The 21,435-nt window shown below is 68.5% G+C and carries 18 protein-coding genes; 7 read left to right on the plus strand and 11 right to left on the minus strand.

Going from position 1 to position 21,435, the window contains the following annotated elements; translation table 11 throughout:
• Positions 1–28: 28 nt before the first annotated feature.
• Positions 29–988 carry a cysteine synthase A gene (gene cysK, locus M9902_RS04035; RefSeq protein ID WP_297221283.1) on the plus strand — a complete coding sequence of 320 codons (960 nt, stop codon included), beginning with the start codon at positions 29–31 and terminating at the stop codon, positions 986–988.
• Positions 989–1,082: 94 nt separating this feature from the next.
• Here cysK and M9902_RS04040 read toward each other — a convergent pair whose 3' ends face one another.
• Together M9902_RS04040 and ispG are read right to left on the minus strand one after the other, a co-directional pair.
• A complete protein-coding gene (locus M9902_RS04040) occupies positions 1,083–1,430 on the minus strand; it encodes a hypothetical protein (RefSeq protein WP_297221284.1) in 348 nt (115 codons plus the stop codon).
• 148 nt (positions 1,431–1,578) lie between these two features.
• Positions 1,579–2,832 carry a flavodoxin-dependent (E)-4-hydroxy-3-methylbut-2-enyl-diphosphate synthase gene (gene ispG, locus M9902_RS04045; RefSeq protein WP_297221285.1) on the minus strand — a complete coding sequence of 418 codons (1,254 nt, stop codon included), beginning with the start codon at positions 2,830–2,832 and terminating at the stop codon, positions 1,579–1,581.
• A gap of 468 nt (positions 2,833–3,300) precedes the next feature.
• On the opposite strand from ispG, the gene M9902_RS04050 reads away from it, so the two are divergent.
• Together M9902_RS04050 and xseA are read left to right on the plus strand one after the other, a co-directional pair.
• Positions 3,301–4,457, plus strand: a protein-coding gene (locus tag M9902_RS04050; protein WP_297221286.1) for an IS3 family transposase whose coding sequence is annotated in 2 segments (ribosomal slippage) — positions 3,301–3,541 and positions 3,541–4,457 — 1,158 coding nt in all. Because the reading frame shifts where the segments join, the coding sequence is not laid out codon by codon here.
• Between the two features lie 18 nt (positions 4,458–4,475).
• Positions 4,476–5,906, plus strand: a complete 1,431-nt coding sequence (xseA, locus tag M9902_RS04055; RefSeq protein WP_297221287.1) for an exodeoxyribonuclease VII large subunit — start codon at positions 4,476–4,478, stop codon at positions 5,904–5,906.
• Between the two features lie 71 nt (positions 5,907–5,977).
• Here the strand turns inward: xseA and M9902_RS04060 are convergent, their stop codons facing one another.
• On the minus strand, positions 5,978–8,842 hold the full coding sequence (locus tag M9902_RS04060) for an EAL domain-containing protein (protein ID WP_297221288.1): 2,865 nt from the start codon (positions 8,840–8,842) through the stop codon (positions 5,978–5,980).
• Positions 8,843–8,956: 114 nt separating this feature from the next.
• Here M9902_RS04060 and M9902_RS04065 point away from each other — a divergent pair, with 114 nt between their 5' ends.
• From M9902_RS04065 to M9902_RS04075, 3 genes are all read left to right on the plus strand, one after another.
• On the plus strand, positions 8,957–9,565 hold the full coding sequence (locus M9902_RS04065) for an RNA polymerase sigma factor (RefSeq protein WP_297221289.1): 609 nt from the start codon (positions 8,957–8,959) through the stop codon (positions 9,563–9,565).
• Positions 9,562–10,617: a hypothetical protein gene (locus M9902_RS04070; protein ID WP_297221290.1), complete on the plus strand. Its 1,056-nt coding sequence runs from the start codon at positions 9,562–9,564 to the stop codon at positions 10,615–10,617. The genes M9902_RS04065 and M9902_RS04070 overlap by 4 nt, the downstream gene beginning before the upstream one ends.
• 73 nt (positions 10,618–10,690) lie before the next feature.
• Complete coding sequence (locus M9902_RS04075; protein ID WP_297221291.1) at positions 10,691–12,481, plus strand: ABC transporter transmembrane domain-containing protein; 1,791 nt, start codon at positions 10,691–10,693, stop codon at positions 12,479–12,481.
• Here M9902_RS04075 and M9902_RS04080 read toward each other — a convergent pair.
• The 4 genes from M9902_RS04080 to M9902_RS04095 all read right to left on the minus strand — a co-directional run bounded on the left by M9902_RS04080 (position 12,471) and on the right by M9902_RS04095 (position 17,263).
• On the minus strand, positions 12,471–13,256 hold the full coding sequence (locus M9902_RS04080) for a 3-hydroxybutyrate dehydrogenase (protein WP_297175012.1): 786 nt from the start codon (positions 13,254–13,256) through the stop codon (positions 12,471–12,473). The two genes, M9902_RS04075 and M9902_RS04080, sit on opposite strands and share 11 nt — an antisense overlap.
• Positions 13,257–13,332: 76 nt before the next feature.
• Positions 13,333–14,487, minus strand: a complete 1,155-nt coding sequence (locus tag M9902_RS04085) for a patatin-like phospholipase family protein (RefSeq protein ID WP_297221292.1) — start codon at positions 14,485–14,487, stop codon at positions 13,333–13,335.
• A gap of 70 nt (positions 14,488–14,557) precedes the next feature.
• Positions 14,558–15,199 carry a YdbL family protein gene (locus M9902_RS04090; RefSeq protein WP_297221293.1) on the minus strand — a complete coding sequence of 214 codons (642 nt, stop codon included), beginning with the start codon at positions 15,197–15,199 and terminating at the stop codon, positions 14,558–14,560.
• A gap of 33 nt (positions 15,200–15,232) precedes the next feature.
• A complete protein-coding gene (locus M9902_RS04095; protein WP_297221294.1) occupies positions 15,233–17,263 on the minus strand; it encodes a hypothetical protein in 2,031 nt (676 codons plus the stop codon).
• A gap of 33 nt (positions 17,264–17,296) precedes the next feature.
• Here M9902_RS04095 and M9902_RS04100 point away from each other — a divergent pair, with 33 nt between their 5' ends.
• A complete protein-coding gene (locus M9902_RS04100; protein ID WP_297221295.1) occupies positions 17,297–17,983 on the plus strand; it encodes a response regulator in 687 nt (228 codons plus the stop codon).
• Between the two features lie 95 nt (positions 17,984–18,078).
• On the opposite strand, the gene pgi is transcribed toward M9902_RS04100, so the two are convergent.
• The 4 genes from pgi to M9902_RS04120 form a co-directional block, all read right to left on the minus strand.
• Positions 18,079–19,584: a glucose-6-phosphate isomerase gene (gene pgi, locus M9902_RS04105; protein ID WP_297221296.1), complete on the minus strand. Its 1,506-nt coding sequence runs from the start codon at positions 19,582–19,584 to the stop codon at positions 18,079–18,081.
• 2 nt (positions 19,585–19,586) lie between these two features.
• Entirely contained in the window at positions 19,587–19,967 is a 381-nt protein-coding gene (gene panD, locus M9902_RS04110) for an aspartate 1-decarboxylase (protein ID WP_297174988.1), read from the minus strand.
• Positions 19,968–20,103: 136 nt separating this feature from the next.
• Positions 20,104–20,958, minus strand: a complete 855-nt coding sequence (panC, locus tag M9902_RS04115) for a pantoate--beta-alanine ligase (protein WP_297221297.1) — start codon at positions 20,956–20,958, stop codon at positions 20,104–20,106.
• A 71-nt stretch (positions 20,959–21,029) separates the two neighbouring features.
• Positions 21,030–21,434 (minus strand): type IV pilin protein, encoded by a 405-nt coding sequence (locus M9902_RS04120; protein WP_297221298.1) that lies wholly within the window; start codon positions 21,432–21,434, stop codon positions 21,030–21,032.
• Position 21,435: the final 1 nt, after the last annotated feature.

Raw genomic sequence — 21,435 nt, forward strand, 5'->3', positions numbered from 1 at the left:
TCCCGTTTTCCGCAAAGGACCCATCGCAATGGCCATCTACGACAGCATCCTCGACACCGTCGGCAACACCCCGATCATCAAACTCCAGCGCCTCGCACCGAAACACGCGACGGTCTACGTCAAAGCCGAATCGTTCAACCCCGGCGGCTCGGTCAAGGACCGCCTCGGCCTGGGCATCATCCTCGATGCCGAGCGCCGCGGCCTGCTCAAGCCCGGCGACACGATCGTCGAGGCCACCTCCGGCAACACCGGGATTGCCTTGGCGATGATCGCCGCCGCGCGCGGCTACAAGTTCGTCGCGGTGATGACCGAGACCTTCTCGATCGAACGCCGCAAGGCCATGCGCGCCTATGGCGCCAAGGTCATCCTCACCCCGGCCTCCGCCCGCGGCGTGGGCATGGTGGAAAAGGCCCGGGAACTGTCTGAAAAACACGGCTGGTTCTGGGCCAGCCAGTTCACCAATCCCGCCAATCCGGCCTACCACCGCCAGACCACGGCGGCGGAAATCCTGCGCGATTTCGCCGGCAAGCGGTTGGATTATTTCGTCAGCGGCTGGGGCAGCGGCGGCACCCTCACCGGCGTCGGCGAGGTATTGAAACTGGCGCGGCCCGACACCCGCGTGGTTGGCACCGAGCCAGCCGGCGCGGCGTTGCTCAAGGGCGAGGCTTGGAACCCGCACAAGATCCAGGGCTGGACGCCGGACTTCGTGCCCGAGGTCATCAACCGCAAGGCCTATGACGAACTGCGCACGATCACCGACGAGGAAGCCTTCGCCACCGCGCGCCGGTTGGCCGCCGAGGAAGGCATCTTCGTCGGCATTTCCTCCGGCGCCACCGCCGCCACCGCGCTGAAGATCGCCGAAACCGCGCCGGAAGGCAGCGTGCTGCTGGCAATGCTGCCCGACACCGGCGAACGCTATTTCTCCTCTCCGCTGTGGTCCGTGCTCAACGAGGGCAGCGACGACGAGTGGCTGGCCGCACAGGGCTGAGCTTCGTTTTCACGCACGCACAAACGCGGTGCCGGCCAGGGATGGCCGGCATGCGCGTGGGGCACGCGCTGCTCCGGCTTGGCATCTTGAACCGTCAGGGCGCAGTTGCGGGCAGTTTCGCCACGACCTCGTACGGTGTTCCGCTCGCAGAGTCTGGCCCCACCACGAGACGCACCCGATCACCGACCGCCAGCGGGCCGCCACTGACGACTTCGGCATCCACGCGTGAACCATCCGGCAGGCGGACCGAGACCGTCGCAACGGCACGCCCGGATGCCGACACTGTGCCGGCACCGACCGCCTCGACTCGCCCGTGGAGCGGCTGAAAGTCCGAAGTGGCCCAACGATAGACCGCGATGGCGCCGAGTATGACGATCGCGAGCACGACCAGGATTTGCGTGCGCGATCCACGTTCTTCCAGCTTCGTGAACTTGTCTGGCATGGATACGGACGCCTGCGTCGGGGTCAGCCGGAGAATAGGACATTGGAACGGGACATTGCCTCTCGTCCAAGCATGCTCGACCCCGGAACCATCGCGCAAGTGCGTGCACCGCGCGGCGTACGGCAATGCGGCATGACTCGATATTGCCTCAGATCGGCGCGCCGCCCCGGTAGTGACGATCGACGTAGGCATCGACCAGCGCCACGAATTCCTCGGCGATGCCCTCGCCGCGCAGGGTGACCGTCTTCTGGCCATCCTCGAACACCGGCGCCGACGGCGCCTCGCCGGTGCCCGGCAGGGAGATGCCGATGTTGGCGTGGCGCGACTCGCCCGGCCCGTTCACCACGCAGCCCATCACCGCCACCGTCATGGTCTCGGCGCCGGGGCGGCTGATCTTCCATTCCGGCATCTTCTCGCGCACGTGATCCTGCACCACCTTGGCCAGATGCTGGAAAAACTCCGACGTGGTCCGGCCGCAGCCCGGGCAGGCCGTGATCATCGGCGTGAAGGCGCGCAGCCCCAGGGTTTGCAGCAGCTCCTGCGCCACCACCACTTCCTGCGTGCGCGGGCTGCCCGGCTCGGGGGTGAGCGAAATGCGGATGGTGTCGCCGATGCCCTCCTGCAGCAGCACCGCCAGCGCCGCGCTCGACGCCACGATGCCCTTGCTGCCGATCCCGGCCTCGGTCAGGCCCAAGTGCAGGGCGAAATCGCTGCGTGATGCCAGATCGCGGTAGACCGCGATCAGCTCCTGCACGCCGCTGACCTTGGCGCTGAGGATGATGCGCTCAGCCGGCAGGCCCAGCTCCACCGCCCGCAGCGCCGAATCCAGCGCCGAGCGCACCAGCGCCTCGCGCATCACCCGCGCCGCGTCCCACGGTTCGGCCCGCTGCGCGTTTTCGTCCATCAGCGCGGTCGCCAGCGCCTCGTCCAGCGAGCCCCAGTTGGCGCCGATCCGCACCGGCTTGCCGTAGCGCAGCGCAAATTCGATCAGCTGCGCGAACTGGATGTCCTTCTTCTTGCCGAAGCCGACGTTGCCGGGATTGATCCGGTACTTCGCCAGCGCTTCGGCGCAGGCCGGTTCCTTGGCGAGCAGCTGGTGGCCGTTGTAGTGGAAGTCGCCGATGATCGGCACCTTGATGCCCATCATCGCCAGCCGCTCGACGATCTTCGGCACCGCCGCCGCCGCCGCCGGCGTGTTCACCGTCACCCGCACCAGCTCCGACCCGGCGCGCCACAGCTCACCGATTTGGCGTGCGGTTCCGACGACATCGGCGGTGTCGGTATTGGTCATCGACTGCACCACCACCGGCGCACCGCCACCCACCCGCACGCTGTCGATATCCACCTGACGGGTGATGCGGCGGGGCTGCGGGCCGTAGCGGTCTGGAACCTGACTTGTCATGCCGACATTTTAGCGGTTGCCGCAGACGAGCGGCGTCAGGCTCGCATGGTGCCTGGTCGGCTTCGCCGCCAGATTGGCAGATGGGCAGGTTCGGCTTGGGTCGAGTGGAGCGCGCCGGTCAAATGCCTCCGCGAAATCCTGACGGGCTTGCTTTGGGCAGAGTCCGAGCCGCTGAGCCAACCACTGACGCCGCTTGGCTTGAACCCATTTCGGCTCGCCGCGCGAACTCCGCTTCCGGCTACGACGCGCGGCCGCGCGCCATCCATGGCGCGCTCGAACCGAAATGGGTTCAAGCCAAGCCCGTGATTTTCTTGCGCCATCGGCTCAAGCCAAGCCCAAGCCACTCCAGAGCCAGCCCCGCACCACACCGGCTTTCCGCTGACGCCAATACGCGTGATTGCGGCTAGGGTTCACCCCCGTTTTCACGGACACTTACGAGAAGGCCGATCGAGGCCATGAGGAGTGTTCATGTCAATGCGAAGGAAGTTCAGCGAGGAGTTCAAGCGTGGCGCGGTTGAGCAGGCCAGCCGGCCTGGCGTCAGTTGTGCCCAAGTGGCGCGGGAGCTGGGGATTCGGGACAACCTGCTGACGCGCTGGAAGCGGGAAGCCCAGAGCCAGGGCAAGACCGCATTCGGTGGCACCGGGACGCCCCGGGACGAGGAAGTGGCGCGTCTCAAACGCGAACTGGCCCGGGTGCAGAAGGAGCGGGATTTTTTGCGCGAAGCGGCGACGTTCTTTGCCAAGGGATCGTCCCGAGGTATCGGGTGATCGAACGTTGCCGCGATGAGTTTCCGATTCGACTGATGTGCCGCTGCCTGAAGGTATCGGCCAGCGGCTACTACGACTGGAGCAAGCGCTTGCCCAGCGACCGACAGTGCGACAACCAGCGCCTGCTTGGCCGCATCCGCGAACTGCATGAAGACAGCCGGGGGACGTTGGGTGCTGGCCGGATGCAGGAGGATCTTGCCGAGGAAGGCGAGACGGCAAGCCTGAACCGGGTGGCACGGATCATGGCTGCTGACGGACTGCAAGGCTGGCCGCGTCCGAAGCGGCGTGGTCAGCGCGGGAGCCCCGCGCTGACGCCTCTGGGTGTGCGCAACCACCTAGAACGGGACTTCACTGCGCTGGAACCGGAGACCAAATGGGTCACCGACATCACCGAACTCAAGACCGGCCAAGGCAAGCTGTACCTGTGCATCGTGCTGGACCTGTTCGACCAGCGCGTCGTGGGCTGGTCGATGCATCACCGGCAGGACCGACAGATGGTGATCCGGGCCGTGCAAATGGCGGTCTGGCAGCGTCAGGAAAGCTATCCGGTGATCTTGCATTCCGACCGCGGCAGCCAGTTCCGAAGCGGCGATTACCAGCGCTATCTGGCGGCCAACAATCTGGTGTGCTCGATGAGTGCCGTGGGTCATTGCGGCGACAACGCCGCCTGCGAGGGCTTCTTCGGCCTGCTCAAGCGCGAGCGCGTCTACCGCACGAAGTACCCGACACTCGATGCTGCAAGGGCGGATGTGTTCGAATATATCGAACGACGCCATAACCCAAGGATGCGACGCAGAGTCATCAGACAAGACCAGAAGTTTTCAGCTCTTTCCAAACCGTCCGTGATTTCGGGGTAGAACCCCTACGATGCCTCCATGCCCGCAGCCGCCGCCAGCCTCACACCCAGCCAGCTCAACACCCTCGCGCGCGAGCTGCTCGAAGGCAGCTTCCCGGCGGTGCTGGTGGAAGGTGAAATCGGCAACCTCGCCCGCCCGGCCTCCGGGCATCTCTATTTCACCCTCAAGGATGCCCGCGCGGCGGTGCGCTGCGCGCTGTTCAAGCCCAAGAGCCAATGGCTGAAGTTCGTCCCCAGGGAAGGCATGCAGGTGCTGGTGCGCGGACGGCTGACACTGTACGAACCGCGCGGCGACTACCAGCTGCTGCTGGACACCATGGAGGAGGCCGGCGAAGGCGCGCTGCGGCGGGCGTTCGAGGAACTCAAGCAACGGCTCGACGCCGAGGGTCTGTTCGACCCCGCGCGCAAACGCGCCCTGCCCACCTTCCCGCGTCGGATCGGGGTGCTCACCTCGCCGTCCGGGGCGGTGATCCGCGACATCCTCAGCGTGCTGCGGCGGCGCTTCCCGCTGCTGGAGGTCGAGCTGCTGCCGGTGCCGGTGCAGGGCACTGCCGCGGCCGCGCAGATCCGCGCGCTGCTGGCGCGCGCCGATGCCAGCGGCCGTTATGACGTGTTGGTGCTGGCCCGCGGCGGCGGCTCGCTGGAAGACCTGTGGGCCTTCAATGACGAAGCGCTGGCGCGGGCGGTGGCGGCGTGCGCCACGCCGGTGATTTCCGCGATTGGCCATGAAACCGACTTCTCGCTGACCGACTTTGCCGCCGACCTGCGCGCGCCCACGCCATCGGCCGCCGCCGAGCTGCTGGCCCCGGACGCGATCGAACTGCACGCGCGGCTGGAGCACCTGCAGCGCCGCCTGCTTGCCCAGCACGAGTCCGGCCTGCGCGAACGCGCCCAGCGCGCCGACCGCGCCTTCCTGCGCTTGCACGCGCAGCGCCCGCAGGCGCGACTGGAGGCGCAGCGCCAGCGCCTGGTTCACGCGCAGCTGCGACTGGCCGGTACCCTGGCGCAGCGCCTGCAGCAAGGGTCCGGAACCCTGCGAACTTTGGTCGCGCAGCTGCGCGCCGGCCATCCGCGCCGGCGTGCCGAACAGCTGCGCGGACAGTTCCAGGCCTTGGTCGCACGCCTGCGCGCCAACCATCCGCGCCAGCAAGTCGAACGCCAACGCGAACGCCTGTCGGCGCTGGCCGGTCGGCCGCGCGCGCTCCTGATCCAGTCCCTGCAAAACGACGTGCTCCATCTCGGCGGCCTGGCGCGCTCACTGCATGCCATCAGCCCGCTGGCCACCGTGGATCGCGGCTACAGCATCCTGCAGCGGGAAGATGGCTCGATCATTCGTTCGGTCGCCGGCGTGGCCATCGGGGAACGCGCCAGCGCGCGCGTCGGGGACGGTGACTTGCAGCTGCAGGTCACCGGCATCCTGCCCAAGCGCGGGACCGGCAACGCGACCTGAGAGGCGCATGCGTCGCAGCCGTCGCCACGAAAAGTCACGCTTGAACCAACCGCTCGAATGTGCCATATGAATCAGCCGTCCAATCCAGACAGGGCCAGCGGCACAGGGCGTCCGAACAGGAAGCCTTGGGCGTGGGTACAGCCCAGCTCGATCAGGGTTTGCCGCTGACCCTCGGTTTCCACGCCCTCGGCGATCAGTTCGATGTTCAGACTGCCGGCCAGCGCGATGATCGCGCGAATCACCGCAATGCTTTCGTGGCGCACATTGCCCTCAAGTCCGGATACGAAGCTGCGGTCGATCTTGAGGCTGGCGATCGGGAACCGGTGCAGGTAGGACAGCGCGGAGAACCCGGTGCCGAAATCGTCGAGCTGGGCCAGGATGCCGTGCCGGCGCAGCACGTCCAGGCATTCGCGGGTGCGTGGCGCGTCATCGAGCAGGGCCACCTCGGTGATTTCCACGCGCAGCCGATCCGGCCCCAGGCCGGCCCCCTCGATCAATCCGAGCAGACGACTGGAAAAATCCGCCGCGCGGAAATGCCGCGGCGACACGTTGATCGCGACATAGCCGGGCAGGGAATGACTGGCGATGTCGGAGATCACCCGGGCATACATCAGCCAATCGACCTGTTCGATCAGGCCGCTGTCCTCACCGATGTCCAGAAACTGGCCCGGCAGCAGCAGGCCCAGCTGCTCGTGCTGCCAGCGCAGCAGCGCCTCGTGGCCGAAGACTTCGCCGCTGCGGATGTCCACGATCGGCTGGTAGTGCGGCAGGAACTGCTCGGACTGGATCGCGCGCCGCATGTCCGCTTCGAGGTCGAGGCTGCGGGTTGCCTCGCGGTGCATTTCCTCGTCGAACATCGCGCAGCGATCGCGCCCGTCCTGCTTGGCCCGGTACATGGCGGCGTCGGCGTCGCGCAGCATCTCCTCGCCGCTGTGGTAGCGCGGATGCCAGACCGCGATGCCGATGCTGGCACTGGGAAACAGCTCGCGCCCGGCCACCCAGACCGGGGCCGACAGCGCGGCGAGCACGCGGTGCGCCAGCTCCTCGGCCTTGCCTGGGTTCTCGAGGCGTTCGGCGAGAATCGCGAACTCGTCGCCGCCCAGCCGCGCAACGACGTCGCTGCCGCGCACGCAGCCGACGATCCGCCGGCCAGCCTCGACCAGCAATTCGTCGCCGACCGCATGGCCGACGCTGTCATTGACCAGCTTGAAGCGGTCCAGGTCCATGAACAGGACCGCGAAGCAGGCCTCCGGGTCGCGCGCCGCCGAGGAAATCGCCCGTCCCAGCCGATCCAGCAGCTGCAGGCGATTGGGCAGCCCGGTCAGCGCATCGTGCATCGCCTGGTGGATGAGCTTGCGCTCGGCGCGCATGCGCTCGCTGATCTGCTCGACCAGTTCGACGTTGGCCTCCGCCAGCTCGCGGGTGCGCTCGCTGACGCGCTGTTCCAGCCCGGCGTGGGCCTGGACCAGGCGATCCTGCGCCTGCTTGCGCTGGAGGCTGCTGCCGATGTGCATGGCCACGAAGGTCAGCAGGTCCTGGTCGCCGGCGCTGAACTTCACGTCACCCGAATAGCTTTGCACCGCGATCACGCCGACCACCTGATCCCCGTGCAGCAGCGGCACGCCCAGCCAGTAGGCCGCGTGGGTGCCGTGGGTGCGCACCTTGCCCTCGGCTTCCAGCTCGCCGATCCGCTCCCGGTCGGCCAGCAGCGGCTGGCCCGTCCTGAGCACGTATTCGGTCAGCCCATCGGCCAGCTTGCGCGGCTTGCGATCCGGGTCGCGTTCGTCCACCGAATACGGGAACTCGAGCATGCTGCCGTCCTCGGACAGCATGGCGATGTAGAAATTGCGCGCATACAGCAGCCCGCTGACGATGTCATGGACCTCGGCATGGAAATGGCCGAGGCTCTCGCTGGTCATCGACAGCTCGGCGATCCGGTACAGGGCGCGCTGGATGTCCTGCACGCGCTTGCGTTCGATGATCTCGGCCTGCAATTCGTCATTGGCGCGCTGCAAATCAGCGGTGCGCTCGGCCACCCGCGACTCGAGCTGTTTGCGGGTCTGCCGCCGTTCCAGCGCGGTCAGGACGTGCTGGGCCACGAAGGCCAGCAGGATGCGATCGTCTTCGCTGTAGACGTTTGCCTTGCGATAGTTCTGCACGACCAGCGCGCCCATGACCCGCTCGTCGCGGCTCATCGGCACCCCCAGCCAGTCGGCGCTGTCCGGGCCGTTTTCCGGCTGGTCTGGAATGCCGAACATCTCGCGCAACATCGTCGACGGCCCGCGCAGGGTCTCGCCGCTGCGCAGCAGGTGCATGGTCAGGGTGTTGCCTTCCTCGGTGACCTGGATCTCCTGTTCGGGATCGTTGACCCAAGGGTCGAGTTGGTCGACGAAATACAGGAAGCGCATCACCTGCCGGCGATCGTCGTACAGCACGATGTAGAAATTGTCGGCGTACATCAGCTCGCCGATGATCGAATGCACCTTGCGCAGCATCACCTGCAGGTCGAGCGCGCTGCCGGCCAGATCGGCGATCTCGAACAGGGCCTGGCGCAGTTGCTCGGAGCGCTGCAGGGATTCGATCTGCTGCGTAGCCAGCACCGCCAGCACCGCCTGGTCCACCAGCTGGCGGGCGCTCTCCGGCCAATACTGCGCAATCCCCTCGGGCCAGTCTCGGGGATGGCTGGCCACCACGTTCAGGATGATGCCTTCGGGGCCGGTCCAGCCCAGCCGCAGCGCCCCGGCCGAGGCCGGTTCGCCGGTGACGCCGATATCGCTGCCGGTTCCCAGCGCCGGATGCTGCCAGGACAAACGCACCCGCGCCCCGACCGGCAGGGTCTGAGCCAGGCGATCGGCCACGCCGCCCAGCACCCCGCGCCGTTGCCGCACGGCGGCTTCCCTGGACGGCGGTGGCGCAGCGTGTGAAAAGGCGTTCATCGTCCGCGTCATATTGCCTGCAAGCCGGGGGTGGCGCCATCCTTGCCACTGCTCGGACAACCCCAACCGACATACTGGTGCGTTTGTCGAAGTATGCACCTTGCCATCCACCGCGTGGAAATTTCGCGACGCCCCTTCCAGAACGCCGGTTCCGCGCATAGTCTGGTGCCGATGGACGTGCCCGAGGCCAGCGACGAGGACCTGATGGCGGCTTGGGTGGCCGGGACCGCCGGGGCCTTCGAACAGCTCTACGCGCGCTACCGGCAACGGCTGTATCGACACCTGCTGCGGCACCTGCGCGACAACGCGTTGACCGATGAGCTGTTCCAGGATGTCTGGCAAAAAATCATCGCCGCGCGCGCGCAATGGCGGCCGGAGGGCAGCTTCGCCAGCTGGCTGTTCGCCATCGCCCATCACCGATTGAGTGATCACTGGCGGCGCAGCGCGCACCGCCCGCCGGCACCGAGCGATGCCGACGAACGGCTGGCGCAGATCGCCGATCCCGACACGCCCGAACGCGCGCTGTCCGAATTCGAACGCCGCCGTCAGCTGCAGCTGGCCCTGGATGGCCTGCCCGGCGAGCAGCGCGAGGTGCTGCTGCTGCGGCTCGAACAGGAACTGTCGCTGGATGAAATCGGTGCCATCGTCGGCGCCGGCCGGGAAACCGTCAAATCCCGGCTGCGCTACGGCATGGACAAACTGCGTGCGAGGCTGGCGCCATGAACCGCTTCCCGCCCGAACCGCTGGATGCCGAGGAGCGCGCATTGGCGGCGCAGCTGCCGCGCCTGCGTGGCCGCGGCGAACCGGCGCCGGAACTGGACGCGCGCATTCTGGCCGCTGCCCGCACCGCGCCGCCGGAAGCTGGCCACCGCAGCCCGCGGCAGCCGCGCCATTGGCAGATGCCGGCCGCGCTGGCCGCCTCGCTCTGCCTGGCGGTCGGGCTGGCCTGGCAGCTGCGGCAGGCGCCGAGCCGGCACGCGCAGATGGACGCCGCGCGGCCGGTCGCCACGGCACCGGAGGCGGCAGTCGCTGCACCACCCACACCACCCGCACTCCCAGCCCCGACCGCCGTGCCGGCGCCGGCGATCAGCCCGATGGTCGCGCCCGCGCAGGAAGCCGGCACCCGGCGCCTGTCCGCTCCGGCGGCGCCCGAGGCCGCGCCTGCCCGCTCGTCAGCTGCGTCCGTGGATGCAGCAGCAGCGCCGCCTCAGCCGCGTCCCGAAGCGGTCGCGCAGGAGGCCCTCGCGGCGCCATCGGTCACCGAAAAATCCGGAACCGGGCATCCCGCACCCGCGCCAGCAGCTCCGCCGGCTCCGGTCGCACCGCCGCCGCCTGCGGCCCCGATCAACGCATTTCCAGCCGAGGCCGATGCGAATGAAGCCCCGCGCAGCGTGCGCCAAACGCACGGAGGCGCAGACCGGCGCCGGGCAATGGCAACAGAAGCGGCACCTGCGCCCAAAGCGCTCACCGCGCCCTCGCCAGCGCCAGCCGCCGCGGCGCGCCCGGCCGCCACGACCACGCCGCCGGCACAGGCCGCGGCTGCGGCCAGCGCCGCACGCACCGCGGCGGAAACCGAGGACGCCGACGCCGACCTGCCGCCCGCGACGATGGATTCGCCCTCGGCGCGCGAAGCCTGGCTGCGCCGGATCGCCGAGCTTGCCCACGCGGGGCGCATGGATGAGGCACGCGCCAGTCTCGCCGAGTTCCGCAGACGCTATCCGAATGAGCGAATCCCCGCAGTGCTGAAGGGGCTGGAGCAGGAGACACCGCGTTGATCCGACAGCGAAGCCTGCACCCGGCCTGACCTGGATCGGCCCGGCGCGCCTGCCGAACCGCTAAAATGCGCGGATGAACTCTCGAACCCAGGCGTCGCCCAAGGCGCCGATCGGCGCATTGCGCGCGCTGTGGCCGTTCATGCGCCGCCACTCCGGGCTGTTCATGGCCTGGCTGCTGGCGCTGGCCTGCTCCTCGACCGCCACCTTGAGCCTGCCGATCGCCTTTCGGCAGATGATCGACAAGGGCTTCAGCAGCGGCGCCAACATCGACCGCGTGTTCGGCTTCGTGCTGATCGTCATCGTGGTGCTGGCACTGGCCACCGCAGCGCGCTATTTCTTCGTCACCCTGCTCGGTGAAAAGGTCGTCGCCGACCTGCGCACCGGCCTGTATTCGCATCTGCTCGAACTGGACGCCGGTTTTTACGACCGCAGCCGCAGCGGCGAACTGGTCTCGCGCCTGACCGCCGACGCCGAACTGCTGCGCAGCGTCATTGCTTCCAGCATGTCGGTGGCCCTGCGCAGCTGTGTCACCGTAATCGGCTCGCTGGTGATGCTGTTCGTCACCAGCCCCAAGCTCGCCGCCTGGGCGCTGGTCGGCATCCCCTGCGCGGTAGTTCCAATCGTGATGGGCGCGCGCCGGATCCAGAAAACCTCACGTGCCAGCCAGGACCGGATCGCCGACGCCAACGCGCTGGCCACCGAAGCGCTGGGCGCCGTGCGCACGGTTCAGGCCGACGCCCGCGAAGGCTACGAGGGCCAGCGCTACGCCAGCGCAATGGCGGTAGCGGTGGCCACGGCGCGGCGCCGGATCGGCGCCCAGGCGATCGTCACCGGGGTCGCCATCACCCTGATTTTCGGTGCCGTGATCGTGGTGCTGTGGTCGGGCGCGCACGATGTCATCAGCGGCAAGCTCAGCGCCGGCCTGCTCGGCCAATTCGTGATGTACGCAATGCTCGGCGGCGGTTCGGTCGGCGCCCTGGCGGAAGTCTGGAACGAATTGCAGAAGGCCGCCGGCGGCATGGGCCGGATCCATGAGTTGCTCGACGAGGCGCCGGCGATCGCCGCCCCCGCCGATCCCAGCCCGCTGCCTATTCCGCTGCGCGGCGAGATCCACTTCGACAACGTCACCTTCCACTACCCGCAGCGGCCCGATCAGGCCGCGCTGCAAGACTTCAGCCTGCGCGTGCGCCCCGGCGAGACGGTGGCGCTGGTGGGGCCGTCGGGCGCCGGCAAGAGCACGGTGATTTCAATGCTGCTGCGCTTCCATGACCCCGCAATCGGCGCGATCACGCTGGACGGCACCGACATCCGCCGCTTCGACCCGGCCCAGCTGCGCGGCGCGATCGCCCTGGTCGCGCAGGCGCCAGTGATCTTCGCCGCCAGCGCCGCCGACAACATCCGCTACGGGCGGCTGGAGGCCAGCGCCGCCGAGGTGCGCGGCGCCGCCGATTCGGCCAAGGCCAGCGAATTCCTCGACGCGCTGCCGGAGGGCTTCGACAGCGAACTGGGCGAGCGCGGCACCCGCCTGTCGGGCGGCCAGCAGCAGCGCATCGCGATCGCCCGCGCCCTGCTCAAGAATGCGCCGATCCTGCTGCTCGACGAGGCCACTTCGGCGCTCGACGCGCAGAGCGAACGCGCGGTGCAGGAAGCGCTGGAAAACCTGATGCAAGGCCGCACCACGCTGGTAGTGGCGCACCGCCTCGCTACCGTGCTCAAGGCCGACCGGATCGTGGTGATGGACCACGGCCGGGTGGTCGCCGAGGGCAGCCACGCGCAGCTGTTGGCCCAGGGCGGGCTGTACGCCGAACTGGCGAAACTGCAATTCCTCGACGCGACCGCCGCGCCCGCACCGGCTACTGCATGAACCAGCCGTGGCTGACCACCAGTGATTGACCGGTCAGCGCATTGCTTGGCCAGGCGGCAAAGGTCAGCGCCGCCTGCGCGACGTCATCGACGGTGGTGAACTGACCATCCACGGTGTCCTTCAACATCACCTTCTTGATCACGTCCTCTTCGCTGATCCCCAGCTCCTGCGCCTGCTCGGGGATCTGCTTCTCCACCAGCGGCGTGCGCACGAAGCCCGGGCAGATGACGTTGCTGCGGATGTTGTGCGCGGCGCCTTCTTTCGCAATCACCTTGGCCAGACCTTCCAGCCCGTGCTTGGCGGCGACGTAGGGGCTCTTGAGCTTCGAGGCTTCCTTCGAATGCACCGAGCCCATGAAGATGATGCTGCCGCCGCGGCCGGAGGCGATCATCTGCCGCACCGCCGCGCGTGAGGTCAAAAAGCCGCCGTCCAGATGCACCGCGATGAGCTTCTTCCAGTCCGAGAACCTGAAGTCCTGGATCGGCGCGACGATCTGGATGCCGGCATTGCTGACCAGGATATCGACCGGGCCCAGCGCCTGCTCCACCTGCGCGAAACCGGCCTCGACTGCGGCCTCGTCGGTCACGTCCATCGCCACGCCCAGCGTGCGCACGCCCTTCTTCGCGATCTCGTCGGCGGTGGCTTGCGCGATCTCCTGCTTGAGATCGGCGATGACCACGTCGGCGCCGGCGTCGGCATAGACCTCGGCGATGCGCTTGCCGAGGCCGCTGGCAGCGCCGGTGACCAGGGCCAGCTTGCCCTTCAGGCTGAGCAGGTGGCTGGCGTGGACTTCGATGTTCTGGCTCATGGGGGTTGTCCTGTACTGCGGGGGAATGGGTGCGGCGGAACGGTCACTCGCCGTAGCGACGCTCGGAGTGCGTGGCCTGGTGGTCGATGACGCAGAAACCGCCCGCGCACGGCGGCCGGTGGGCGTCGAGCAGGGCCAGCGAGCCCTGCATGTCGCTCATGCCCGCCACCCAGTGCTCACGCATCGACTGCGCGGAAAATTCGTAATCCTTGTTCTGGGATTCGAAGGGCTTGGGTCGGTGGATGACGTGAACGAGGGTGACCGCCGGCATCTGGCTGGCTTGCAGCAGCGCCCGCACCTCGGGGCGGGCACGCCGGTCTTTCGGCAACAGCTCGGCCATCCGGTGCAGATCGTGCCGCAGCTGGTGGCGCTCGCGCACCAGATCGCTGACCAGGCGCGTGCGGCTGGAAAAACGGATGTCCTTCTGGCGCTCGGCCACCGCCTCGAGGTCCTCCGGAAGCGCGCCGCGCGCGCTGAACAAATCGACCTGGAAGATCGTCGCGCGCCCGTCCGCCCGACCCTTGAGCTGTTCCATCACCCGCGCCAACGGCGTGTTCGAAACCAGCCCGCCATCCCAATAGTGACGACCGTCGATCGCGATCGCCGGAAACCCGGGCGGCAGCGCACCGCTGGCCATCACGTGTTCGGGGCGGATGCGGATGCTGCGGTTGTCGAAATGCACCAGGTTGCCGGTTTCCACATCCACGGCATCCACCGAGAAATGCACCGCACCGTCGTTGATGCGATCGAAATCGACCAGCTCGAGCAGGGTTTCGCGCAGCGGCTGGGTGTCGTACACGCTGGCCGGCGGGTGTGGCCACCATTCCCACCACGGGCGCGGGCTGAAGAACCCCGGAACGCCCATCCAGACGCCCCACAGCGCGGCGCCGGTATTCATCCACGGCCGCAGGAGGGCATCCGGGTGTTTGACCGCAGGCTCGACGAACGGCAGGCTCACGCGCTCCCAGAACGCGTGCAGCCGCTCGACCCGGCGCGTAGGCGGATTGCCGACGATCAGCGCGGCGTTGATCGCGCCGATCGACACCCCGGCCACCCAGTCGATGTCGCCGCTGCGCGCCGCCAGCGCCTCGAACGCACCGGCCTGATAGGCCCCCAGCGCGCCGCCGCCTTGCAGCACCAGTGCGGTGAAGGGCCGATCGGTTGCCGCCGGCGGGTGACTTGCCTTGATCCTTGGCATGAATGAATGTTTGCGAATCGGACCCGTTCAAGTTAGCGCGGCGTGCGCCGCGAACGCGTGAACGTCCGCGTCACTTCTGCTTCCAGGCCCCGCCCACCTGGTACCACCAGCCCGGGCGCGCGCTGCTGATCCACTGCTTGGCGAACACGCCGCGAATCTGGGCTTCCCACTCGGGGTGGCCGTTGGCGACCGCGACTTCACGGTAAACCGCCTTGCGGTCGCGATTGTCGTCGGCCACCGCCGCGTTCATCGCCACCCGATCCTTGAGTTCGATCTTCGACGGATCGCGCACGGTGATCAGCCCGTCGTCGGTAAAGCCCAGCGCACCGCTGTCGAACCCGGCACGCAGGGTGGCGCCGAAGCGGGCCTCCATGCGCGCCTGGATCGCCTGGATGGTCGGCGTCTTGATGGTGATGTCCGGCGCCGACTGCGCCTGCGCGCTGCCGATGCCCAGCAGCATCCACGGATCGAAGCGTGCACCGGCGTTGGCGCCGCCAAAATCGAGCCGCCGCTGCAGCGCCATGCCGCCGCCCGCAGGCGCCGGCTCCTGCGCCGGTTCCTGCGCCGGCGGGGCGTTCGGATCGCTGATGACCTTCTCGACGAACTCACGCGCGGCGTCGCGCGCCTCGGCCGCCGGGAAATAGACGTTGATCGTCACGCAGGCCGTCAGCAGCAGCCCGCTGGCCATCGGTATACCCATCCACTTGCGCATCACATTCACTCCGTTCCGGCTGACTCGTTCCATTCATTCAATGACCGGCGCTACCTCGCCCTTGCCCGCCGCCAGCAGTCGCTGCACCAGCGTCGTCCAATCAACGGCGCGATTGAAGCCGATCACGTCCAGCCGCGGCACGCCGCTGCCTTCGACAATAGTAAAGGCGTTTTCGTCCTGAGCCCCCGCTGAACCCGACAGCCCGCTCATCGTGCAGATCTGGTTTTCCAGCCGGCAGCCAATCCCCAGGCGGCGATAGCCGAAGTCCGAAAACAGCCCGATCAGCTGGCCCTGAAGGCTGGCCATGAACGAGGAATCGCCGACGCTGCCGATGTCCTGCACCGCGCGCTGGCTGATCCGCTGCTTGACCCCCGGCGCCGGATAGCTGGCGAAGCGGGCATCGAACGCCACCGGGGTCCAATCGACCAGGCGCAGGCCCTCGATCGATCCGTCCAGCCGGCCGGTGATCGTGCCAAAGCCCAGCACCTCGGTCAGCCGCGCCAGATCCAGGCCCTTCAGCGCGATGTCGGCGGTCAGGCTGGGCGCGGTGCCGAACGGGCGCTCCAGCGCCAGCTCCGAAAAGCGCACCGTGCCGTCGAACAAATGCAGGGTCAGGCCGCCGTCGAAATCGATGCGGTCGTTGGCGTAATGCGCGCTCGGAATCTCGCCGCCGAGCACGCCGGTGAACGCCGGCAGGCCCAGCGCCTTCGAGACTCGTCCGAAATCGATGCCTTCCAGCGCCATGCCGAAGCGGATGTCGGCGCCGGCATCCTCGCGCGCGGGACGGATCGCCACATCGCTCAGGGTCAGGCTGCCGCCCTGCATCGGCACGCGCCACGGCGCGCGCGAACGCAGGGTGCCGTCGCCGCTGCGCAGGGGAATTGCCGCGGCACCGAATTCCAGCCCGTAGAGTTCGCCCGCGGTCCACTGCAATTGGCTGTCCACCGGCGCCTCGGCCGAATAGCGCAAGTCGCCGCGCAGCCCGTCGAAGCCGAAGCGACCGGCCGGATCGTGGAGGCCGGCATCGCGCACGACGGCGGTCACTTCGACCAATGCGCCATCCTCGATGCGGGTGGTCATGTCGACGCCACCCCGCAATTCCACACCACTCAACCCGAGCACGCCCAGCCAGCCGGACAAGTAGCGCGGCGCCAACGGGCCGAGATCGCCGCTGTGCGCTTGCAGTTCGAGTTCCCGCACGTTGCCATCCGGCGCCAACCGCGCACGGCCGCTGCCGGCCAGCACGTCGCCATCGCGCCATTCGATCCGCGGCAGCCGCCAGCCCTCGGCGCCGGCACTGTCCGCCTCGATGTGCAGGCCGACCGGCGCCGGCGGCAGCGCGACATAGGTGGAGCCGACCAGGAACTCGCCGCCGTGCAGCACGCCTGCGACCGTCACCCGCGCGGCAGCGCTGCCCACGTAAGCCAGCTGGAAGTCGCCGCCCAGGCCTTCCCCGACGATGCTGCTGTCGGCATTCTGCAAGGCCGCCGCGTGCAGCCGCAGCGGCCCCGACACCCGCAGCGGCGCAGCGGCGGGCGCCACGATCGCCAGCCGTCCGTCCAGCGTGCCCTTGCCGAAGCTGGCCCCTTCCCACGCCTGCGCCAGCAGCGCCTGCGCCCAGACCAGCGGCACCCGCGTGAGTATCAGCGTGGTCAGATCGGGCGTCGCCGTGCGCCGCTCCAGCGCCAGCCGCGCCTGCCCCTGCGCCAGGGTGGCGGTAAGCGCATCCACGTCGAAATGGATCCCCAGCCGCAGCGCCGCAGCGCCGTCGCCGCGCAGCGCACCCTCGCACTGCCAGCCGTCCTCCGGCGTTCGCCGCAGCGGGCAGGTCCAAGTCAGGTCGCGAAAGTGGTAGCCCAGCGCCGGCGCATCGACGCGCCCCGCACGAATCCGCAACTGCCCGCTGTCGGCGTTCTCGGCCCAGTCCAGGCGCACCTGCACCTGTTCCAGCGTCGCCACCGGCGTGTGCATCCGCGCGATCCGCGCCTGCGCCACCCGCGCCTGCACGGCGGCCGGCGCCAGCAAGGCGGCGGCCAGACACAGGCACGGGATTGAACGACGCATCCGCGCAGGATACAAAGAGCCGAAGGTCCCGTGATGAACACTTCCCCCTCTCCCGCCAGGCCACGCCTGCTGCTGGTCGAAGATGACCCGGTCAGCGCCGCCTTTCTGGCCGAAGGTGCGGCGCTGCTGGAACTCGACGTGCAGCGCGCCGCCAACGTCGCCAGCGCGCGTGCGGCCGGCCGCGCGGACCGCTTCGATCTCCTGTTGATCGACGCCCATCTGCCGGACGGACCGGGTGAAGATGTGCTGATGGCGCTGCGCGAAGCCGGCCAGGACGCGCCCGCACTGGCCCACACCGCCGCGCCGGATGCCGACTTGCGGCAGCGGCTGCACGCCGCCGGATTCAGCGAAGTGCTGTGCAAGCCACTTCCGATAGCCGAGCTGCACGCCGCGCTGCGTCGGCATCTAGGTGCAGGCACTGCTCCCGTCTGGGACGATGCGGCGGCGTTGGCGGTGCTGGGCGGCAGACCTGAACAGGTCGCCGCGCTGCGCGGCATGTTCCTCGACGAATTGCCGGGACAGCGCGCGCGGATCGCTGCGGCAGTCCAGCGCGGTGATGTCACCACGATCCGCGACGAACTGCACCGGCTGAGCGCCAGCTGCGGTTTCGTCGGTGCCACGCAGCTGGCCGCGGTGGTGCAGCGGCTGCGCGCCGCGCCGACGGACGCAGCGGTACTGGGCACGCTGGAAGCAGCCATCGATGTGCTGCTGGCGCAATAAGTCGCGCGCAGGGCGCGCTCCCACTGCAAGGATGCATCGCACCCTGTGGGAGCGCGCCCTGCCCGCGACAGATGCCAAACTGCCGAAGTGCGGGGTTACGGACGCCCGCGCAGTTGCGCCAGCAGCGCCCGCGTCACCGGGTCATCGGCGGCGCCCTGCCCTTCGATCGCCGGCAGCAGGCGGTCGGCCAGGGTCTTGCCCAGTTCCACCCCGAACTGGTCGAACGCGTTGATGCCCCACAGCACGGATTGCAGATAGACGCTGTGCTCGTACAGCACCACCAGCGCGCCCAGCGCCTCGGGCGTGAGCGCGTCGAGCAGCAGCAGGGTGCTTTGCCGGTTGCCGGGATGCCGAAGGTGCGGATCGTCGCTGTCCTTGCCGTTCGCCAGCGCCTCGGCCTGCGCCAGCAGGTTGGCCAGCTGGGCGGAATGGTTGGCGGCGTGCGGATGGTCGGCGCGGATCACGCCGATGAAGTCGACCGGCACCACCTGGGTGCCCTGATGCAGCGTCTGGAAGAAACTGTGCTGGGCATCGGAGCCCACCCGCCCCCACCACACCGGCACGGTGTCGGCCTCGACTGGCGTGCCGTCCAGCCGCACCGACTTGCCGAGGCTTTCCATCACCAGCTGCTGCAAGTGCGCGGGCAGCAGCCGCAGGCGCTCGTCGTAGGGCAGCACCGCCTGGGTCGCCGCACCCAGCGCATTGCGGTTCCACACCGCGGTCAGCGCGTGCCAGACCGGCAGGTTTTCGCGCAGCGGTGCGGACAGCGCGTGCGCATCCATCGCGGCGGCGCCGGCCAGCAGCGCCTCGAACGCCTCCATCCCCAGCGCCAACGCGGCGGGAAAGCCCACCGCCGACCACAGCGAATAGCGGCCACCGACCCAATCCCACATCGGCAGACTGCGCGCGGGCGCGATGCCGAATCCGGCCACCCGCTGCGGCGCCGCGCTGACCGCGTACAGGCGCGCGTCGTCCTTGAGCCAGGCGCGCACGATGGCACCGTTGAGCAGGGTTTCGCGGGTGCCGAAACTCTTGGAGACAATCACCGCCGCACTGCGCTGCGGGTCCAGCCGCGCCAGCAGCCGCTGGGCGGCATGGCCGTCGAGATTGGACAGGAAATGCACCCGGAAGCGGGCGTCGGGCGGCGCCAGCGCATCGACCAGCAGACGCGGGCCGAGGTCGGAGCCACCGATGCCGATGCTGATGATTTCGGTGACGGCGCTGTCGGCCAAGTGTGCGTACAGGCCACGCATCTGCGCCAGCGCCGCGCGCGCCTGGGCGTGCGCGCTGCGCGCCGGAGCCGTCATCGCAGCGTCGCCACGCAGCGCGGGATGCAAGGCGGCGCGGCCTTCGGTGGCATTGACCGCTTCGCCGCCGCACAGGCGCTGCAACGCACCGGCCAAGTCGGCACGCTCGGCGATGGCAAACAGCGCATCGAGCGCCGTGCGGTCATAGCGCTGGCGGGCAAAATTGGCATACAGCGGGCCCGCCCGCAGCGCAAAATCGGTTGAACGCGCCGGATCGTCCGCGATCAGCCGCGCAAGCGTCGTGCCGGAAAGCCGTCGGGCGTGTTCGTCCAGGCTTCCCAGCCGCCCGGTCACGCTCAGGCCGCCTGCTTGGCCGTCGAACGCGTGGTGTGGGTCAGCCGGTTGTCGGCATCGACATAGACCAGGGTGGGCTTGTACAGCGCGGCTTCCGCCTCGCCGAGCTGGCCGTAGGCGCAGATGATGATGAGATCACCGACCCGCGCCTTGTGCGCCGCCGCGCCGTTGATCGAAATCACCCCGCTGCCCTCGTCGGCGCGAATCGCGTAGGTGGAAAAACGCTCGCCGCTGGTGACGTCGTAGATGTCGATGCGCTCGTACTCGCGGATCCCGGCGATGTCCAGCAAACGCCCGTCGATCGCGCAGGAACCTTCGTAATGCAGCTCGGCGTGGGTGACGGTGGCGCGGTGGATCTTGGCTTTGAGCAGGGTCAACAACATCGTGACATTCCGAAGCGGTGAACGCTGGAAGTATAGGCCGCAGATTGCGCACTGCAACATATGACCTCGCCACAGATGGCCTCGTCACGGATGGCCCCGCCCCGATGCGGCAGCGCCCAGTCGCCAAGCGCTCCACTCAATCGGCGAGAGCGAATTCCAGGTTGTCGATCAACCGCGTCTTGCCGAGCCGGGCGGCGATCAGGGCGACGCGCGGGCCGGGCTGACCGTCGGCGGGTTCCTGCAACTCCGGAGTGCGCAGCACGGCGTAATCGGGCACGAAGCCGGCCGCGTGCAGGGTGGCCTGGGCTTCGGCTTCGACCTGCGCGCGCGGCGCGCCCTCCAGCGTCATTGTCCGCATCCGCAGCAGGACGCGGTGCAATTCCGGCGCGGTGGCGCGCTCGTCCGGCGACAGGTACTGGTTGCGCGAACTCATCGCCAGACCGTCGTCCTCGCGCAGGATTTCCCCCGCCAGCAGCTCGATCGGAAACGCCAGATCCGCGACCAACCGCCGCACCACCAGCAGCTGCTGGTAATCCTTGCGCCCGAACGCGGCCACGTCCGGCTGCACCTGCTGGAACAAGCGAGCGACCACGGTACACACGCCATCGAAATGGCCGGGGCGGTGCGCGCCTTCCAGCACCTGGCTCAGGCCGGGGACGTGGATCCGGGCCGCCGCCGCCGGCCCGAACGGGTACATCGTCGTCAGATCCGGCAACCACAGAACATCACAGCCCGCGGCCTGCAATCCGGCGGCGTCCGCTTCCGGCGTGCGCGGATAGCGGCTGTAGTCCTCACCGGGCCCGAACTGGGTGGGGTTGACGAACACGCTGGCCACCACCCGATCGGCGCGGGACCGCGCCAACGCGATCAGCGAATGATGTCCGGCGTGCAGATTGCCCATGGTCGGCACGAAGCCGACCCGCAAGCCTTCCCGCTTCCAAGCGGCAACGGCGGCGCGCAGCCGCGCAAGCTGGGTGATGGTTTCGATCACGGAATGATTGGGCTGGACAGGAGGGAACCAGGTTCACTTCACGATGGAAATGAACCTGCCCCTTTTGTTGCTTACCAGCAGCCCGCCGTTGACGGAGACTTGGTGCCGGCCTGATCGAGCGTCAGCGTTCCGCAGGAATCGCCGGATTGGGAACCCTTCGGCGCCGCCGTCAGGGTGTAGGCCCGGGCCGTCACAACCGGTGCCGGGATATTGTAGAAATCGGAGGTGATCTTGGGATCACAGTTGGGAGCGCCGGCGAACCCGACATAGGTCATGTTGGTCGTGTAGAAACGCTCGAGCTGCTGGGCCAGGGCGGAGAGACAGCCCTCCGCCGCCACCCGGCGCGTCCTGCGCACATGATCCACGTAGGAGGGATAGGCGATCGATGACAGGACGCCAATGATCGCCACCACCACCAACAACTCGATCAGGGTGAAACCCGCGCTGTGCCTCTGGGCCGGACGTTGCTTGGTCATG

Origin of the sequence: Thermomonas sp. (genome assembly GCF_023953935.1) — a bacterium.
Classification (GTDB): domain Bacteria; phylum Pseudomonadota; class Gammaproteobacteria; order Xanthomonadales; family Xanthomonadaceae; genus Thermomonas.

Bases quoted from the DNA above. Each gene is read 5' to 3' on its own strand.
- M9902_RS04075 (WP_297221291.1), top strand. From the start codon at position 10,691: ATGAACTCTCGAACCCAGGCGTCGCCCAAGGCGCCGATCGGCGCATTG.
- M9902_RS04060 (WP_297221288.1), bottom strand. From the start codon at position 8,842: ATGAACGCCTTTTCACACGCTGCGCCACCGCCGTCCAGGGAAGCCGCC.
- M9902_RS04120 (WP_297221298.1), bottom strand. From the start codon at position 21,434: ATGACCAAGCAACGTCCGGCCCAGAGGCACAGCGCGGGTTTCACCCTG.
- M9902_RS04095 (WP_297221294.1), bottom strand. From the start codon at position 17,263: ATGCGTCGTTCAATCCCGTGCCTGTGTCTGGCCGCCGCCTTGCTGGCG.
- M9902_RS04090 (WP_297221293.1), bottom strand. From the start codon at position 15,199: ATGCGCAAGTGGATGGGTATACCGATGGCCAGCGGGCTGCTGCTGACG.
- cysK (WP_297221283.1), top strand. From the start codon at position 29: ATGGCCATCTACGACAGCATCCTCGACACCGTCGGCAACACCCCGATC.
- M9902_RS04100 (WP_297221295.1), top strand. From the start codon at position 17,297: ATGAACACTTCCCCCTCTCCCGCCAGGCCACGCCTGCTGCTGGTCGAA.
- ispG (WP_297221285.1), bottom strand. From the start codon at position 2,832: ATGACAAGTCAGGTTCCAGACCGCTACGGCCCGCAGCCCCGCCGCATC.
- xseA (WP_297221287.1), top strand. From the start codon at position 4,476: ATGCCCGCAGCCGCCGCCAGCCTCACACCCAGCCAGCTCAACACCCTC.
- panD (WP_297174988.1), bottom strand. From the start codon at position 19,967: ATGTTGTTGACCCTGCTCAAAGCCAAGATCCACCGCGCCACCGTCACC.
- M9902_RS04040 (WP_297221284.1), bottom strand. From the start codon at position 1,430: ATGCCAGACAAGTTCACGAAGCTGGAAGAACGTGGATCGCGCACGCAA.
- M9902_RS04070 (WP_297221290.1), top strand. From the start codon at position 9,562: ATGAACCGCTTCCCGCCCGAACCGCTGGATGCCGAGGAGCGCGCATTG.
- M9902_RS04085 (WP_297221292.1), bottom strand. From the start codon at position 14,487: ATGCCAAGGATCAAGGCAAGTCACCCGCCGGCGGCAACCGATCGGCCC.